The organism is Aestuariibaculum suncheonense, from assembly GCF_014596935.1.
Taxonomy (GTDB): Bacteria; Bacteroidota; Bacteroidia; order Flavobacteriales; family Flavobacteriaceae; genus Aestuariibaculum; species Aestuariibaculum suncheonense.
Genome location: NZ_JACVXC010000001.1, coordinates 802,473 through 818,639, shown reverse-complemented (window position 1 = coordinate 818,639; position 16,167 = coordinate 802,473). Strand labels below are relative to the sequence as shown.

General features: G+C 34.0%; 13 protein-coding genes. 5 read left to right on the top strand and 8 right to left on the bottom strand.

Going from position 1 to position 16,167, the window contains the following annotated elements; translation table 11 throughout:
* Window positions 1-71 precede the first annotated feature (71 nt).
* A complete protein-coding gene (locus ICJ84_RS03660; RefSeq protein WP_188214995.1) occupies window positions 72-470 on the top strand; it encodes a DUF2721 domain-containing protein in 399 nt (132 codons plus the stop codon).
* Window positions 471-598: 128 nt separating this feature from the next.
* On the opposite strand, the gene ICJ84_RS03655 is transcribed toward ICJ84_RS03660, so the two are convergent.
* Complete coding sequence (locus ICJ84_RS03655; RefSeq protein ID WP_188214994.1) at window positions 599-1,834, bottom strand: ABC transporter permease; 1,236 nt, start codon at window positions 1,832-1,834, stop codon at window positions 599-601.
* Window positions 1,835-1,842: 8 nt separating this feature from the next.
* Between ICJ84_RS03655 and ICJ84_RS03650 the strand changes: the two genes are divergently transcribed.
* The 3 genes from ICJ84_RS03650 to ICJ84_RS03640 all read left to right on the top strand — a co-directional run bounded on the left by ICJ84_RS03650 (window position 1,843) and on the right by ICJ84_RS03640 (window position 6,432).
* Window positions 1,843-3,096: an exo-beta-N-acetylmuramidase NamZ family protein gene (locus ICJ84_RS03650; RefSeq protein ID WP_188214993.1), complete on the top strand. Its 1,254-nt coding sequence runs from the start codon at window positions 1,843-1,845 to the stop codon at window positions 3,094-3,096.
* A 5-nt stretch (window positions 3,097-3,101) separates the two neighbouring features.
* Complete coding sequence (locus ICJ84_RS03645) at window positions 3,102-4,172, top strand: serine hydrolase domain-containing protein (protein WP_188214992.1); 1,071 nt, start codon at window positions 3,102-3,104, stop codon at window positions 4,170-4,172.
* Between the two features lie 169 nt (window positions 4,173-4,341).
* Window positions 4,342-6,432 carry a S46 family peptidase gene (locus ICJ84_RS03640; RefSeq protein WP_188214991.1) on the top strand — a complete coding sequence of 697 codons (2,091 nt, stop codon included), beginning with the start codon at window positions 4,342-4,344 and terminating at the stop codon, window positions 6,430-6,432.
* 43 nt (window positions 6,433-6,475) lie between these two features.
* Here the strand turns inward: ICJ84_RS03640 and ICJ84_RS03635 are convergent, their stop codons facing one another.
* Window positions 6,476-6,967 (bottom strand): YkgJ family cysteine cluster protein, encoded by a 492-nt coding sequence (locus ICJ84_RS03635; protein ID WP_188214990.1) that lies wholly within the window; start codon window positions 6,965-6,967, stop codon window positions 6,476-6,478.
* A 54-nt stretch (window positions 6,968-7,021) separates the two neighbouring features.
* On the opposite strand from ICJ84_RS03635, the gene ICJ84_RS03630 reads away from it, so the two are divergent.
* Window positions 7,022-7,726, top strand: coding sequence for a class I SAM-dependent methyltransferase (locus ICJ84_RS03630; RefSeq protein WP_188214989.1), 705 nt, complete (start codon window positions 7,022-7,024; stop codon window positions 7,724-7,726).
* A gap of 53 nt (window positions 7,727-7,779) precedes the next feature.
* Here the strand turns inward: ICJ84_RS03630 and ICJ84_RS03625 are convergent, their stop codons facing one another.
* The 6 genes from ICJ84_RS03625 to ICJ84_RS03600 all read right to left on the bottom strand — a co-directional run bounded on the left by ICJ84_RS03625 (window position 7,780) and on the right by ICJ84_RS03600 (window position 16,165).
* The gene (locus ICJ84_RS03625; protein WP_241748677.1) at window positions 7,780-9,189 is read right to left on the bottom strand and encodes a TlpA family protein disulfide reductase; all 1,410 of its coding nucleotides are present in this window, start codon (window positions 9,187-9,189) and stop codon (window positions 7,780-7,782) included.
* A 209-nt stretch (window positions 9,190-9,398) separates the two neighbouring features.
* On the bottom strand, window positions 9,399-10,811 hold the full coding sequence (locus ICJ84_RS03620) for a TlpA disulfide reductase family protein (protein ID WP_188214988.1): 1,413 nt from the start codon (window positions 10,809-10,811) through the stop codon (window positions 9,399-9,401).
* Window positions 10,812-10,819: 8 nt separating this feature from the next.
* The gene (locus ICJ84_RS03615; RefSeq protein WP_206688670.1) at window positions 10,820-12,172 is read right to left on the bottom strand and encodes a TlpA family protein disulfide reductase; all 1,353 of its coding nucleotides are present in this window, start codon (window positions 12,170-12,172) and stop codon (window positions 10,820-10,822) included.
* A 245-nt stretch (window positions 12,173-12,417) separates the two neighbouring features.
* Window positions 12,418-13,914 (bottom strand): PKD-like family lipoprotein, encoded by a 1,497-nt coding sequence (locus ICJ84_RS03610; protein ID WP_188214986.1) that lies wholly within the window; start codon window positions 13,912-13,914, stop codon window positions 12,418-12,420.
* 25 nt (window positions 13,915-13,939) lie between these two features.
* Window positions 13,940-14,716, bottom strand: a complete 777-nt coding sequence (locus ICJ84_RS03605) for a DUF4843 domain-containing protein (protein WP_188214985.1) — start codon at window positions 14,714-14,716, stop codon at window positions 13,940-13,942.
* A gap of 15 nt (window positions 14,717-14,731) precedes the next feature.
* Window positions 14,732-16,165 carry a RagB/SusD family nutrient uptake outer membrane protein gene (locus ICJ84_RS03600; RefSeq protein ID WP_188214984.1) on the bottom strand — a complete coding sequence of 478 codons (1,434 nt, stop codon included), beginning with the start codon at window positions 16,163-16,165 and terminating at the stop codon, window positions 14,732-14,734.
* Window positions 16,166-16,167: the final 2 nt, after the last annotated feature.

Genomic DNA, 16,167 nt, shown 5'->3' with positions numbered 1-16,167 from the left:
TTTTTACATAAAAAATCTAACACCTACACCAATTAAAGTTGCTAAATTTGAGTAAACGCAAAAAAAAAATCATGGAAGAATTAACCTTAACCACACCAGCCTTATTATTTTCGGCTATTTCATTAATCATGCTGGCCTATACCAATCGATTTTTAGCCTACGCCTCGGTTATACGGGAACTTCACAGCAAATACCAAAAGAATAAAGATCGTGTACTTTACGCCCAGATAAAAAACATTAAACAGCGCCTGTACCTAACCCGATCTATGCAAATTTTTGGAATTAGCAGTCTTTTACTTTGTGTCGTTACTATGTTTTTAATTTACATTCAACAACATACTTTGGCGGTTTGGGTATTTGGTCTTGCTCTTATCTTATTAATTATATCGCTAAGCTTGCTGATTATGGAAATTCAGATTTCGGTTAAAGCTTTAGAACATCATATTAGTGATATTGAAAACAAGGAATAGTAAAGTTAAAGCATTATATTTTCAATAAAAGGTTCTTCAATATAGATTTGCGTTAGGGATTGAGGCTTTGTTGGAGCCTCTCGAAGAGAGCGACTGCCGAAAGCCCGACCCGAAGGGTAACGCCCAGATTATTCGAATCGAATAGCTTTTACCGGAGATATTTTTGTGATGATGTACGACGGCACTAACAACATAAATAAACACAGTAGCAACGTACCTATGTTTAAGGCTACGATATACCCGAAATTGATGTACACCGGAGCTTCGGTAACATAATACACACTTGGATCTAGCGGAAATAGTTTTAAATATTTTTGCGCGAATAAAAGCCCGAGCCCAATTAAATTCCCCCAGAACAATCCTAAAAGAATTAAATAACTGGCATTATACAAAAATAATTTTCGAATGCTCCAGTTGTTACTCCCTAAGGCTTTTAAAATCCCTATCATCTGGGTGCGTTCCAGAATTAAAACCAGTAATGCCGTAATCATATTTATACCTGCTACTAAAATCATTATACCGATAATACCATAAATGTTGGTGTCGAAAATACCAATCCATTCGAAAATAGACGCATATTTTTCGGTAATGGTCTGACTGTTTAAAGTCGACGGCGTATTTTGATAAATTGCAATACCCGTTTGCTGGATTTGGTTGTAGTCGTCAATGTATACTTCGAAACTCCCTACTTGATCATCTTCCCATTTATTGATGCGCTGAATATGACGTATATTCCCTATTAAATATTGAGCATCTAAATCCTGAAAGCCTGAATTATAAATTCCCACAATATTAAATGTAATTATATTTGGAAGCTTTTCAGGGTCGTCTTTTGCAAAAACCATCTGAAATGTATCGCCCAATTTAAATTTTAATCGGTTAGCTAAATATTCAGAAATTAAAACCTCTTCACTCCATTTCTTTGTAAAGTCAGGTAAACGCCCTTCAATTAAAAACTCTTTAAAATAGCTCCAGTCGTAGTCGGCCCCAACACCTTTAAGATAAGCCCCTTCAAAATCGGTTTCTGTGCGAATCACACCAAATTTTGCAGCAACGGCCTGTACGTGTTTTATACCTTCTACAGACTTAAACTCCGGGTAAAAATCCTGATTTATAGAAATAGGATACAAACTCTCCTGAGAATTGTTACTATCGTAATTGGTAATCGTGACATGGCCATTAAACGCCACCACCTTATCACGTATTTTTTGCTGAAGTCCGATACCGGTTGCAATGGCTATCATCATCACGACAATGCCAATGGTAATTGCCGCAATACCAATTTTTATTATTGGTGCCGATACACTACTTTTATACGCTCTACTACCAATAATGCGTTTAGCTATAAAATACTCGTAATTCAAAATTCTATATGCGATTTAATGTTTTCAAAAATACAGTTTTATTATTTGTTTTAGTCATGATTTCCTGTGCGAATAAAAAAGGCGATAAAAAGCCCGAACATTTAGCTACAGAACACAGCGAAAAACAAGATATTCTAAAACATGTTCAGAATGACAATACTATAATTATTGGTGCCAATCAAACTGAAACCTATTTACCGCTTTTACAAGAAAAACGTATTGGGATTGTGGCTAACCAAACATCTGTTATTTTTAAAACGGATAATTCATATACGCATCTGGTTGACTCTTTAGTTGCTTTAAAAGTTAATGTGAAAACCGTTTTTGCTCCTGAACACGGTTTTAGAGGTCAGGCTGATGCCGGCGAGCATGTCAAAGACGGTATCGATAAAAAAACCCGTGTTCCTATTATTTCACTTTATGGTGATAACAAAAAACCAAAACCGGAGCAACTAAGTAATTTAGACTTGGTCATTTTCGATATTCAGGATGTGGGTACACGTTTTTACACGTATATCTCCACCTTGCATTATGTTATGGAAGCGTGTGCTGAACAAGGCATTCAAGTTCTTATTCTCGACCGACCCAACCCAAACGGGCATTATGTTGACGGCCCGACTTTAGACATTAAAAACAAAAGCTTTGTTGGCATGCACCCTATTCCAGTGGTACACGGCATGACTATTGGCGAATATGCCAAAATGATTAACGGTGAACATTGGTTAGATAAAGGTATTCAATGTGAATTAAGCGTGATTCCTGTTAAGCATTATACGCATCAAATGCCTTACAGCTTACCTATTAAACCGAGTCCGAATTTACCTAACGACACATCTATTAACTTATATCCCAGCCTTTGCTTTTTTGAAGGTACGAACGTAAATGCAGGTCGCGGAACGAATAATCAATTTCAGGTTTTTGGTAGTCCGTTTTTAAATTCTGAAGTCTTCAAATATAGTTATACTCCAAAATCGAATGATGGGGCGAAATATCCAAAGCATGAAAACAAATTATGTTATGGCTTGAACCTGAAACAAACTCAACCTTTAAATCATTTGAATTTACAATGGCTAATTGATGCTTATAACAACACGGAAGACAAAACAATCTTTTTCAACAATTTCTTTATTAAATTGGCTGGAACTGATAAACTTCAGCAACAAATTGAAGCCGGTTTATCTGCCGAAGCTATTCAAGCTACTTGGCAAAAGAATTTAGTCAAATTCAAACAAACACGCCGCAAATACTTACTGTATAATTAAAACACATGAAACGCCTATTCACCCCAATATTGTATCTATCGTGTTTGTTCGCACTTGCGCAAACATCCAAAAATTCCAAGATTGAAAAAGCACAAACTGTTGCTAAGCGCTTTCTTGAAAAGGAACATATTCCGGGCATGGCCATTTCAGTGTCTCAACATGGAAATCTCATTTGGTCGGAGGGTTTTGGCTATACAAATCTGAAAACAAAAACACCGGTAAAACCCGATGAAACCATTTTTAGAATTGCGAGCATTTCCAAGACTATTACAGCCGTTACATTAGGCAAACTGGTTGATAACGGCATCGTAGATTTGAACAAAAGTGTTTATGATTATCTACCCGATTATCCTAAAAAGCAATACGATTTTACCGTAAAACAGCTTGGTGGTAATATCGCCGGTATCAGACATTACAAAAACAATAAGGAATATGCTCTTAACAAAAAAATGAGTATTTCTGAGGGGCTTAGACTTTTTAAATATGATCCGCTACTTTGGAAACCCGGAACTAAATACCGTTATAGTAGCCCGGCATTTGTATTACTTAGTGAAGTTATGCAAACGGCTGCCAAAATACCGTTTAACACCCTGGTTTGCGATTCCATTTTCAAACCCCTACACATGTCTCATTCGTCTATGGAAATTTCCGGAGTGCTGGTGCACAACCTTACCGAATTCCACAAACTAAACATAGTTGGAAAACCTGTAATTTCAAAACAGGTTGCCAACGAATATAAAGTAGCTGCAGGCGGATTTCTGTCTACATCAGAAGACATTGTTACATTCGGAAACGAACTTATTACACCCCAACTTATTTCAGAAAAAGCTCTATCGAAACTAACCACATCGCAACGTCTAGATAATGGCTACAAAACAGGATACGGTATTGGCCTTTCCATTAGAACATCGGTAAACAATACACCAAAATACTATCATACCGGTGGCGGCATGGGGTCTTCGAGTATTCTTTGCGTCTTCCCAAAAGAAGGCATTGTTATCTGTGTTTTAACCAACTTAAGTGGCGTGAGTATGGTAAATTTCGGTAATACGTTGGAAGATATTTTTCTGAAATAACGTCTCTCATGCCTATTCTTGTTCTATAAAAAAGTGAAAATCAGCATAACGTTACAAATTCTTACGCGCCAGATTCACTTTTATGAAACATTTAACCTTAACAATTCCTGTTTGCACTATTTAATCGCGTTTTAGTTATTATTTTTGAAAACTTTATTAAAAATAACACATGAAATATTTAAAATTATTTATCCTGTTCATCTGCATTCAGACTACCGCGCAACAAGGCGGTATGTGGATTCCTTCTCTATTAGAAGGTATGAATGAAGAGGAAATGACCAGCTTAGGCAGTAAACTTACAGCTAAAGACATTTACGATGTTAATCAATCCAGTCTAAAAGACGCCATCGCTCATTTTAACGGTGGTTGTACCAGTGAAGTCATCTCTCCAAAAGGCTTAATCTTAACCAATCACCATTGTGGGTTTAGTCAAATTCAATCACATTCTTCCTTAGAAAACGATTACCTTAAAAATGGGTTTTGGGCTATGGACTACGATGAAGAATTACCAAACGAAGGTTTATTTGTTGAATTCATTGTGCGTATTGAAGATGTTACAGCTCAAGTTTTAGAAGGTGTAACCAAAAATATGACTGAGAAAGAAAAACAGTCTTTAATCGACAAAAACAGTAACACCTTACAAACCAAAATAGAAAAAGAAAACTGGCAAGACACCAAAGTAAAAGCGTTTTACAAAGGCAATCAGTACTTTTTATTTGTAACCGAACGTTTCGACGATGTTCGTTTGGTTGGTGCTCCACCAAGTAGCATCGGTAAATTTGGTAGCGATACCGATAACTGGGTATTTCCAAGACATACCGGAGACTTTTCAATTTTCAGAATTTATGCCGATAAAAATAATCGTCCAGCAAAATACAGCAAAGACAATGTACCTTACAAACCAAAACACTTCCTGCCTATATCGTTAGACGGTATCGAAGAAGATGACTTTACCATGGTATTTGGTTTCCCTGGCACCACAGAAGAATACCTTCCTTCAGTAGCCATCGAGCACATTACGCAAGAATTTAACCCAAGTAATATTGCCATTCGTGAAGCGGCTTTAGGTGTTATCAATGCCAACATGAAAGCCAGCGATGACGTTCGTATCAAGTATGCAGCTAAACAAGCTAGCATTGCTAACGCCTGGAAAAAATGGGTTGGTGAAAACTTAGGTATTGAAAAATCTAATGCAATAGCTAAACGTAAAGTCTTTGAAGAAAAGTTCAAAAAAGGTTTAAAAAATAAAGAGCTTGAAAATGAATACGGTCATATTCTAACTGATTTTGAAAGCCAGTATGAAAGCTTTGCCAATATCAATATTATGCGTCGTAATTTTATTGAAGTCTTTTTAACGACTAATGAACTGATGCAGATGACATTTAGAACGTACCAGTTCGAGCAAACCATTGCTAAAAATCCTGGTGCTTTAGAAAAAGCAAAAGCTTCTATTGAAGGTACTCTAAGAAAAATTCATAAAAACTACGATGTCTCTGTAGACAAAGGTATCTATGAAGCGGTCATGCCTTTATACAAAAGAAATAATGTTGATACATCCATTTATGAAAACACTGCTTTTACAGATTTAAACAAAGCTTTAACTTTATTTGAAGGTTCTGCAGAAGAGATTATACAAAAGTTAAATAATGATGCTGCTTATGCCTATGCAAAGCCTATGATTGAAGAATTCTTTTCTAAAATAAATCCAGAGTTTGAAGAAAAGAACTTAGCCATTTCGGCATTACAAACTAAATATATGACAGCTTTAATGCAAGCCTTACCCGATGAGCGTTATTTCCCTGATGCCAACAGCACACTACGTGTTACTTATGGTAAAGTTAAAGGTTACGCACCACGTGATGCTGTTTACTATAACCACATTAGCTACCTTGATGGCGTTATGGAAAAATACATTCCCGGAGATTACGAATTTGATGTTCCAGAAAAACTAATTGAATTATATAACAATAAAGACTACGGGAAATATGCTGACAGCAATGGTAAAATGCCTGTATGCTTTATTGGAACAAACCACACTACTGGTGGAAATTCAGGTAGTCCGGCACTTGACGCTTATGGTAATTTAATAGGATTAAATTTCGACCGTGTTTGGGAAGGTACGATGAGCGACATGAATTACGACCCTGATATTTGTCGCAATATTATGGTCGATGCGCGCTATGTTTTATTTATTATCGACAAATATGCCAACGCCAAAAGACTTATTAAAGAGATGAAACTGGTTCATCCAAAAAAATAAGCGCCTTTAAGCATCATGAATTAAAGACTAAAAAGCGAATCAATTATTTGATTCGCTTTTTCATTTCTTCTACAATATTATAAGCCGCTGGGCAAATCGCAACATTCTTAATCGTGAGATTTGATATTTGCTGAAACTTCTTTCTATCGGTATGCGGATATTCACGACAGGCCTTTGGTCGCACATCATAAATCATACAATAATTATCGGCATCTAAAAAGGTACAAGGCACACTTTGTAATACATAATCATTATCTCTATCAATTCGCAAATACTGACTGATAAACTGTTGTGGTTTCATTTTAAAAAACTTCGAAATACGCTCAATATCCTTATCGGTAAACAAAGGCCCCGTCGTTTTGCAACAATTCGCACACTGTAAACAATCGGTACGCTGAAACTCATCATCATGCAACTCCTGCATAATATAATCTAAATCCTTTGGAGGCTTACTTTTTAGCTTCTTAAAGAATTTCTTGTTCTCGTTTTGCTTATCTTTGGCGAGCTTTGGAAGATTTTTAATAATGTCTTGCATAGTGCAAAAATACGACTTTGAATGAGATCTTAAATCTCTTAACCCATCAACTTTATGAAGGATTTATTCGGAAAGGCCTTATTAGACTTCCAAAACGGAAATTACACTGAAGATATCATCACCTCTACCAGTATTTCTGACGAAGATGAATTACCTATTCCCTACCTGTTTCGAAGCTATAATGAGATGCCAAAACTGGAACAAAAAGCGCTACAACTTACTCAGGGCAGAACCTTAGATGTTGGCTGCGGTGCCGGAGGTCATAGTTTGTATTTACAGGATAAAGGCATATATATAAAAGCCATTGATATTTCTAAAGGTGCCATTGAAGTAGTTAAACAACGTGGTGTTTTACAAGCTGAAGTGAAAGACATTTTAGATGAAACCGAGACCTTTGACACCATTCTTTTATTGATGAATGGTACCGGTATTTTTCAGGAAGCGTCACAGGTTTCAAAATATTTAACTCATTTAAAAAGTTTACTGAACCCTAACGGACAAATTCTAATCGATTCTTCAGATATTAAATATATGTATGAAGATGAAGAAGACGGTGGCTTCTGGATTGACACCAATGCCGAATATTATGGTGAACTGGATTACTTTTTAACTTATAAAGGCGAAGAAGAAGATGCTATGAAATGGCTCTATCTCGATTTTGAAAACCTAAAAATGACTTGTGAATCTGTTGGCTTAAGTTGTGAACTCGTTTTAGAAGGTGAACATTTCGATTATCTGGCGCGATTAAAAAATAAATAACAATAAAAAAAGCATCACTCTCGTGATGCTTTCTCATATATAAAATATGAATTCTATTCCTTATTTGTTTTTAACAATTCATCGAATTGTTCTTTTAATAATGGGTTTGAAGGGCGCATCGCATCTGTTGAAATGATCTTACCTTCTCTATCGAATAATAAGAATCGAGGAATAGCGTTTATTTCATAATTCTGTGTAATACCAGAACCAAATGCTTTATCTGCCATTAACTGTACACCTCCTAAAGCTTCAGTTTTCACAAAATCTTTCCATTTCTGTTTATCCTTAAGCTTATCAACAGAAATACTCATAAAAACAATATCTTTTCCTTTATAAGCGTGTTCTAATTCTTTTAAATATGGAATTTGCGCTTTACACGGTCCGCACCATGTTGCCCAGATATCAATATAAACATATTTCCCTCTAAAATCTGAAAATGAAACAGGATTTCCATTGATATCTTCATAAGTAAACTCATACCCTGCCTGACCTGATTCTTTATGCATCTGCTTTTCGTATTCTAAGGTATAATTTTTACTCTTCTCTGAAGTTAAATATTGATATAAGGGAGGAATCACTTTTTTGTATTCTTCCGGTTTTAACCTCAAACTTTTGAGGGTTTCCAGAATATATACTTCTTTAATTCTGTCGTCTGAAATGTGTTTAATTTCGTTATCAATGATATCTAACTTAGAAAATGACGCGTCCGAACGATGTCTATAATAACTAAAATAGCTTGACATCCACATTAAACCATTATCTAGTTTTAAAATATTTGGGTTATTATACTTAATACCCTCAGCATATAAATTAGTATAAATTTCTGGTCGATTATCTTTTTCAGGGTGTGCTATTCTTGGTAAACGAAAGAAGAAATACAATTCAGTTTCATAATCGGCTTGAACAGCTAATTTTAAAAGTTCGTTGAATGTCTTATCTTTAGTATTGATTGACCTTTTAAAATTTTCAACCATTTTGGTACCTTCACCTTCTATAAAAGGAAAAAACTCTTTATATGTAAACATAGCTTTTAATCGGTTATACTCTCTAAAGGTATTATTGATTTTGTTAGCTTCCTGAACTAAAGTATTAAAGCCGTTATGCTTACCTTTTAAAACATAGTCATTCTCGTTAATATCTAGTTTAATCTCTAAACCTGGTTCAATATACAAACGAATCACCTGCCCTCTTAAACGATTGTTATACTGACCATAATCTACAAAGTAAAACCCAGGTTCTGTTACTGGCAGCTGAAAACCAAAATAACCATCCTGATTTACTAAAGTTGTAGAATGTGCCTCTAATTGACCGTCCACTACATGGTGTAACGTTACCTGACCTATTTTCGTTTCGAAATTTAAATGACCTGTAACGGTGGTTAAGTCCGTTTTAGATTTTGCGTGAAGCATATTTACCATTAATATGCAACAAGCCAACACATAAAGAATTTGTTTTTTAATCATTTTGCTAGTTTGTCTTATTTTATAATTAAGTATTTAGCAGAATCTATTTCTACTTTAAATTAATACTCACTAAATTTTCAATACCATTATAAACTGACTTGTTTTTAACATAATTTAACTTAGAAACGAAAAAAGCATCGCAAATGCGATGCTTTCGACTAACACTTTGATTAGTTAAATAATCAATCTGTATTTTAAGATTTTAAATCTTAATCTCTAGCCATTTCTATCATAGCTGATAATTCAGCCACCATGCTAACTTTACTACTTTTAAAACCTGATACTTTAAATCTCAGGTTTCCTTTAGGGTCTATAACCACTTTTGTCGGTATACTTCTTATCCCAAAAGCTGTGGCCGCCTCATTTCTTCTGGTTTCTGCATTTCTGTAATCCATATACAAATCGAAATCGTAATGATTTTCACTTAAGTAATTTTTAGCAAGTGTTAACGGATCTTTTTCTTTTTCGAAGGTGTGCACAAACAAAAACATAACCTCTTCATCGTTCTTATATTTATCTGCAGCTGCTTTCATTCCTGGAAAAGATGCTTTACACGGCCCGCACCAGGTCGCCCAAAAATCAACCACTAAGGTTTTTCCTTTTAAATCTTCATTAGTAACCTCATTTCCATTAATATCCTTTAATGTAAAACTTGGACATGGCTCGTTAATCATAATGCTTTTAACATGATTGACAGTACTTTCATTCATTTTAACAATTAAATCATCAAAATATGCTTGATAATTTGATCTCCCCAATGCTGTATAGGCTCTTTCTAAAAACACTTTTGTTTCCTCTGTAGCTCTTCCTTCAATTACTGCATTTTCAAAAACAGGTAAAGCATCCTCATAGCTACCACATTTGGCTAACATGGTTGCATATCTTAAACTTAATGCTCCGGTCTTATCATCAGAACCATTTCTTAATTCCTGAATTATCATAATTGCATTTTGACTTTTCCCATTTATATAATAGGTCTCAGCCAAATTGAACTTCAAATTTCTTATTAATTGATCATCATTATTCCATAATTGGGTTTTAGATTCTCCTTTAATTTTTTCAAGCTTAGCTATTTCAGATTTAAGCAAATTATCTAATCCAATATCCTTCTTAGCTAAATTTGCCGCTTTGGAAATCATTTCTAATGAAATATATTTTAGCTGATTTCCTTCTTCCATTTCTTGTTGATAAGCTATTGCTTCATCAAAGTTTCCTTGCCTAATTTGAAAATTAATCATCGTAAAATAGGCTCCATCTAGATTTTGATCAGGAAATTTCTCTCTAAGTTCATTGAAAGCTTTTACTTTTAAGTCAGGGTCCTTTTCAGCTAATAGAGCAACCGATTCTTGACGAGCAGCATAATACCCTTTAGGAAATTTTTTAACAGCTATATCAATAACCTCTCTTGATTGTTCTTTATTCTTACTAGCATTATAATATTCAACGGCCTTTTTGTAGTCCTCTTCATTTTTACTTTTTAGGAGCTGTTTAATGGTTTTTCCTGCTTGATCAGAATCCATTTGATTCAATTGCTCCTGAGTAATCGAACTCACTTTTTTTGAAGAAGAACATCCTACAAACATTGCCGCAAAAAGTCCTACAACTAAATAAAATTTACTCATAATTTTGTTTATTTTTCAAGCCCTAGTAGCTCATCAAATTGCTTTCTTATCAAACTACTTGAAGGCCTTAAAGCATCTGTTGAAATTATTTTCCCTTCTTTATCAAATAATAAAAATCTAGGAATCGCATTAATCTCATAATTTTTAGTGATTCCTGATTCAAAAGCCTTATCGGCCATTATTTGAACACCTCCTAAAGCTTCACTTTTTACGAAGTCTTTCCATTTTTGCTTATCTTTTATTTTATCTACAGAAATGCTCATAAAAACAATATCCTTCCCTTTATAATCGTGCTCCAGTTTCTTTAAATGAGGAATTTCTTGCTTACAAGGTCCACACCAGGTTGCCCAAACATCAACGTAAACATATTTTCCTCTGAAATCTTTAAATGACACAGGATTTCCATTAACATCCTTATATGTAAACTCATATCCTGGCTGCCCTTCTTCTTTATGTAGTTGCTTTTCGTATTCAAGAACATAATTCTTGCTTTTCTCAGATGTTAAATATTGATACAAAGGTGTTATTATCTCTTTATATTCTTCTGGTTTTAATCTCAAATACTTAAGCATTCCTAAGACATAAACCTCCTTTAAAGTATTACCCGAAATTTGTTTAAGGTCGTTATTTATAATATCTATTTTTTCTACTTTAGAATCTCTTTTGGTGTTATACCTGTAATAATCAAAATATCCTGACATCCATTTAAATCCATTATCAAGCTTTAAGATATTTTCGTCTGAAAATTTAATTCCATCAACTTTCAAGTCAGCATATATTTGAGGTCTATTTTCTTTATCTGGATGCGCTGTTCTTGGTAAGCGAAAAAAGAAAAAACATTCTGACTCAAAATCAGCTTGCACAGCCAAGCTTAGAAGTGCATCAAAATCTTTATCCTTGGTCTTTATACGACTCTTAAAATCTTGAACCATTTTAATCCCTTCGTTTTCTAAAAACGGATAAAAATCTTCATACGTAACCCTTGCTCCCAATCTATTAAATTCGCGAAATCTGTTCACAATATTATTAGCGTCTTGTACTAATTGATTATGTCCATTTTCCTTTCCTTCAAGTATGTATTTATCTTCTTGAATAGACATTTTAACATTTACTCCAGGCTCTAAATACAAACGAATTACTTGACCTCTTAACCTATTGTTATATTGACCATAATCGATATAATAGAACCCCGGTGTTGTAACTGGAAATTTAAATCCGAAATCTCTGTTTTCATTTAATATAGTAGTTGTGTGTACTTCTAATTGTCCATCGACCACATGGTGCAGTGTAACTTGATTTGAATTTGAATCAAAATCTAAATGACCCTCAATGGTTGCCATTTTTAAATCTTCTTTAGCCATAGCTGTATTCATAAAAAATAAGCTACAAACTAATACATAAAGCATTTTTCTTATCATTTTGTTTAATTTGAAATTTAATTTATTATATTCTTTTAGTACAAAATATACTTACAACTCCTTAGTTGTAGAGCATAAAAAAACTATACACACTTACAAAAATTGTATTAGGTATAGTTTTGTCTCAATATTTAATGAGCAAAAAAGGAAAGGACTCTCCCTTTCCTTTTTTGCTCATTATGATTTTATTATCTATGACGATATGAAGCACTGACAATACGACCAAAACCATCGTGTCGCTCATCTAAAACAATCTTTCCATTTACAGGTGGTACTGTATAGGTTTCAATGGCACCATTTTCATTTGCGGCATCGTAAGTAAACACATTAAGTTTCTTACTATAATCAAATGGACTGGTACGATCGAATTGTAATAAGGTTATCTCTTCATTACCTTTATCAACCATTAATTTTGATTGACGCAAGTTAAAATCGTATTGATACAATTGACTTCCTACATTATAAAAGATATAACCATACTCCGGACTTACGGCATAATGATCTGCCTTCAACATATCTGCAGCAATATCACTAGGAATCTCATCATAAAAATTCTGAGAAAAAGTACCAAACCAACCGACTCCTATTCTTCCTAAAAACAATTTATCTGAAGCATCTTTTAGTAAAGAAAATACTTCACCTCCATTATACTCTACTCTAGACATATACACTAAATCCTTACCTGTATTGTAATCAAACAAATTACCATCAGGCATCAAACTACAACTTTGCGTATTCCACACATGTCTCACAAAGCGTTGATTATCCATATCGTAAAGAATATTTACAAAAAGAAAACAATCTGCAACGTATGGAGCTACTTTAAAGGTTTTTCTTTCACCAGGTAATATGTTTATTGGCAACGAGTATCTGTATTGATACACTCGTAAATAATAATACAAATCTCCATCCTTATAAAGAAGACTCGTATTGTTTCCATTACAACTTCTTTGAATAAAATCGGCCTGAAAATCGGTTGGTATACTTGGATCTACCATCTCATAAGACACATAATATTCTTGTTTCCAATCAAAAGTTTCAGGGTGAATTTTAGTTGTACCTGTACCTTCGCTGGTTACATAAATACCATAAAAACCATACTCGTATGGGTAACAATATACATTGACAGGCGCTCCTTCTAATTTCAATGATGACCCTGCGTAATCTAATACATCTACAATAGGTGTGTACTCCCCATCAATTAAAGACAGCATATCTAAACGGGCAGTCCCATCAACATCACATAGTAACATCCAGCCTTCATAAATAGGACTTCCTACTTCTAGAAAAAATTGTTTTGTCCATTGTACTCCTGAATTTTTATCGGTAACTCGGTACTTCACATCATAGGTGGCTGGCAATAAAGAAACAGGATCTAAAAGCAAATCTTTTTCTGTTCCCAAAAAAGTTTCCTTTTCAGCAGGTAAAACCTGACTACTTTTAATGATAGCAAGCCATTCATACTCATAATCATCCTCATTAGCAATTTCGTCTTGGGTAAAACTTAATTGAGGTGTAATTTGAAACCTCTCTCCTAATAAGGCACTATAACGATCTTCCATCCCTCCAAAAACAACTTCATTAATATCGTTGTAGTCATAATTCCCTAAATCCTCGTCACAAGAAACTGTTAAGCAACAAAGACTTAAAAACATTACTATTTTATATATTTTATTTTTTACCATAATCTATAATTTTATTTGTTTAAAACTATTTTTGCACACTTGGTCCCATGACCATCTCTGTGCCATCATCTTCATATATAGCTTCACCTGCAGCCCGTTTTTCATTTAAATACCGTTGCATAAAACTACCGTGAAATCTCATAGCATCATAATCGCGAGGATCTTGATCGTAAAAATCTAAGGGTATTCCCATTACTTCATTAATTAGAAACAATTTTTTAGCAGAAAAATCCCCAAGAAAATAATAATACCAATTTTTGGGTGTTCGAAGAATGTCTTCTACGGCTAACTCAAACTTTGTAAAACTCAATGTTTCTCCTGTAGCCTCATCTAAAACGACTTCCTTCATATCTACAACAAAGTCTTTACCTTCAACAAGATTCAACTTAATAGAATAAGAATTATCTTTCATTTCTTCAGTTCTATAAAGTGTAATAGGAATACTGTCCTTTTCCTGATTTGCTTTAAAAACAATGGTTTCAGGTAAATCAAAATGTACTCCTTTAATCGCCGTACTTGAAGCATCTAGTACCACACTAATCTCTCTATCATAATCTGTTACCTGCCCTTGAACAGACACAGGAAGTTTATACACTTCTTGTGTAATCTCGGGACCTTTAAAAGCAAAGGTAAACCCTGTACTGTCTGGATAAGTCCTAGAAGTCCCAAGGTACACCCCTTCAACGGACCACGTGTAGTATATACTATCTTTGCCTGTATAAGTATCTAGACTGTCTTCATTACATCCTAACATAAAACAGCTAAGACCTAATAGCATTACATATTTTATTATTTTATTCATAATCTCTATTTTATGTTATTGATATTTTAACTCTGAATCTGGCAATGGCACTACATATTTATCTTCACCCATGGTTATAAAAGACGTGGTAGAAGTTGTATTAGCATTCAGTATTCTATTGGTATTTCTTCTTTTGTAATAAAAGAAGATTTGACCTTCACCATAAAATTCTCTTTGATATTCTTTTTGAATTTCTGCCTGAATATCAACTCCTGATGATAAATCTGCTAGCCCCCTGTTAAAACGTACTGTATTTAAATATTCTAAAGCTGTAGTTTCATCGGTGTCTGTTTCTGCTACGATATAATACATTTCAGATATTCTTACTAAGGGTTGCATAAACCTAAACGACATATTAGGATCTGATACGTCTTCAAATTTTCTAAACGTTTTAAATGTTATCTCTCCAGATGTTGGTCTAATCCAGTTTATATTAAACCTATAATCACTTTCATTATTTTCAAAAAGCTGACTTAATCTACGATCATTATAGTATAACACATTAATAGCTCTTAATGATGATGAAAATAAATTTTCGTATCGTTCATATAAATTGGTATTCTGAAGAGCAAATATTACCTCCGTAGAAAATACTCTATCAGGATTACCTCCAGCTGAAATGACATCAGAAGGGGTGGTCCAAGGGAAGGTTGCTGTAGTCATATCTATCACTTCCTTAGCTATAGCATTAGCCTCTGCTGTATAACCACCATATAAACTAACTCGAGCTTGCAAGGCCTTAACAGCAAAATAATTCATTCTTAAATTTCTGCTTTGGGTATAAAATCCAGCAACTTCGTCTTCACTAGAATCCATCCCTATAACAGGATCATTTTCTAGTAATTTAGCAGCCATTTCTAAATCGGCTAAAACCAATTCAATTACTTTATTAGCAGGAAGAATTTCTCCATTTTCAGCCTTTGCCTCAGTATAATAAGGTATTGCTTCTCGTTCTGGGTTTTCACTGTAAATTGGACCAAAAAGACGTAACATATCAAAATGTAACATCGCCCTTAAACCATAAGCTTCCCCTTTAACAATATTCGCTTTTTCGGGAATTAAAGTGTTGTACTCATCTACATTTTTAATTAAATCATTTATGTTAAGGATTGCTATATAGGCTTGTTCCCAAATACCTGATATTTGATTTTTAACAAAGTCTGAATCATAATTATATTGTAAAATGGAATAATTAGAGGTCCTTGAATCTACAGTAAAGCGTTGTGCTAATATTTCTACTGTACTCATAGTTAGACGCTCTCCATATAATTCTCTTCTTGTTACAGCATTATAAACTCCATTAAGTACATTATTAATTCCTGCTTCTGAAGAATATATTTGTGTCTCTAAGAGTTTATCGTCTGGTGCCACGTCTAAGTAATCGCTACAAGAATTACTTACCACCCCTACTAAAATTAAATATGCTATTTTATATATAAATTTTCTCATAA

Bases quoted from the DNA above. Each gene is read 5' to 3' on its own strand.
- ICJ84_RS03660 (WP_188214995.1), top strand. From the start codon at position 72: ATGGAAGAATTAACCTTAACCACACCAGCCTTATTATTTTCGGCTATT.
- ICJ84_RS03650 (WP_188214993.1), top strand. From the start codon at position 1,843: ATGCGATTTAATGTTTTCAAAAATACAGTTTTATTATTTGTTTTAGTC.
- ICJ84_RS03645 (WP_188214992.1), top strand. From the start codon at position 3,102: ATGAAACGCCTATTCACCCCAATATTGTATCTATCGTGTTTGTTCGCA.
- ICJ84_RS03640 (WP_188214991.1), top strand. From the start codon at position 4,342: ATGAAATATTTAAAATTATTTATCCTGTTCATCTGCATTCAGACTACC.
- ICJ84_RS03635 (WP_188214990.1), bottom strand. From the start codon at position 6,967: ATGCAAGACATTATTAAAAATCTTCCAAAGCTCGCCAAAGATAAGCAA.
- ICJ84_RS03630 (WP_188214989.1), top strand. From the start codon at position 7,022: ATGAAGGATTTATTCGGAAAGGCCTTATTAGACTTCCAAAACGGAAAT.
- ICJ84_RS03625 (WP_241748677.1), bottom strand. From the start codon at position 9,189: ATGATTAAAAAACAAATTCTTTATGTGTTGGCTTGTTGCATATTAATG.
- ICJ84_RS03620 (WP_188214988.1), bottom strand. From the start codon at position 10,811: ATGAGTAAATTTTATTTAGTTGTAGGACTTTTTGCGGCAATGTTTGTA.
- ICJ84_RS03615 (WP_206688670.1), bottom strand. From the start codon at position 12,172: ATGGCTAAAGAAGATTTAAAAATGGCAACCATTGAGGGTCATTTAGAT.
- ICJ84_RS03610 (WP_188214986.1), bottom strand. From the start codon at position 13,914: ATGGTAAAAAATAAAATATATAAAATAGTAATGTTTTTAAGTCTTTGT.
- ICJ84_RS03605 (WP_188214985.1), bottom strand. From the start codon at position 14,716: ATGAATAAAATAATAAAATATGTAATGCTATTAGGTCTTAGCTGTTTT.
- ICJ84_RS03600 (WP_188214984.1), bottom strand. From the start codon at position 16,165: ATGAGAAAATTTATATATAAAATAGCATATTTAATTTTAGTAGGGGTG.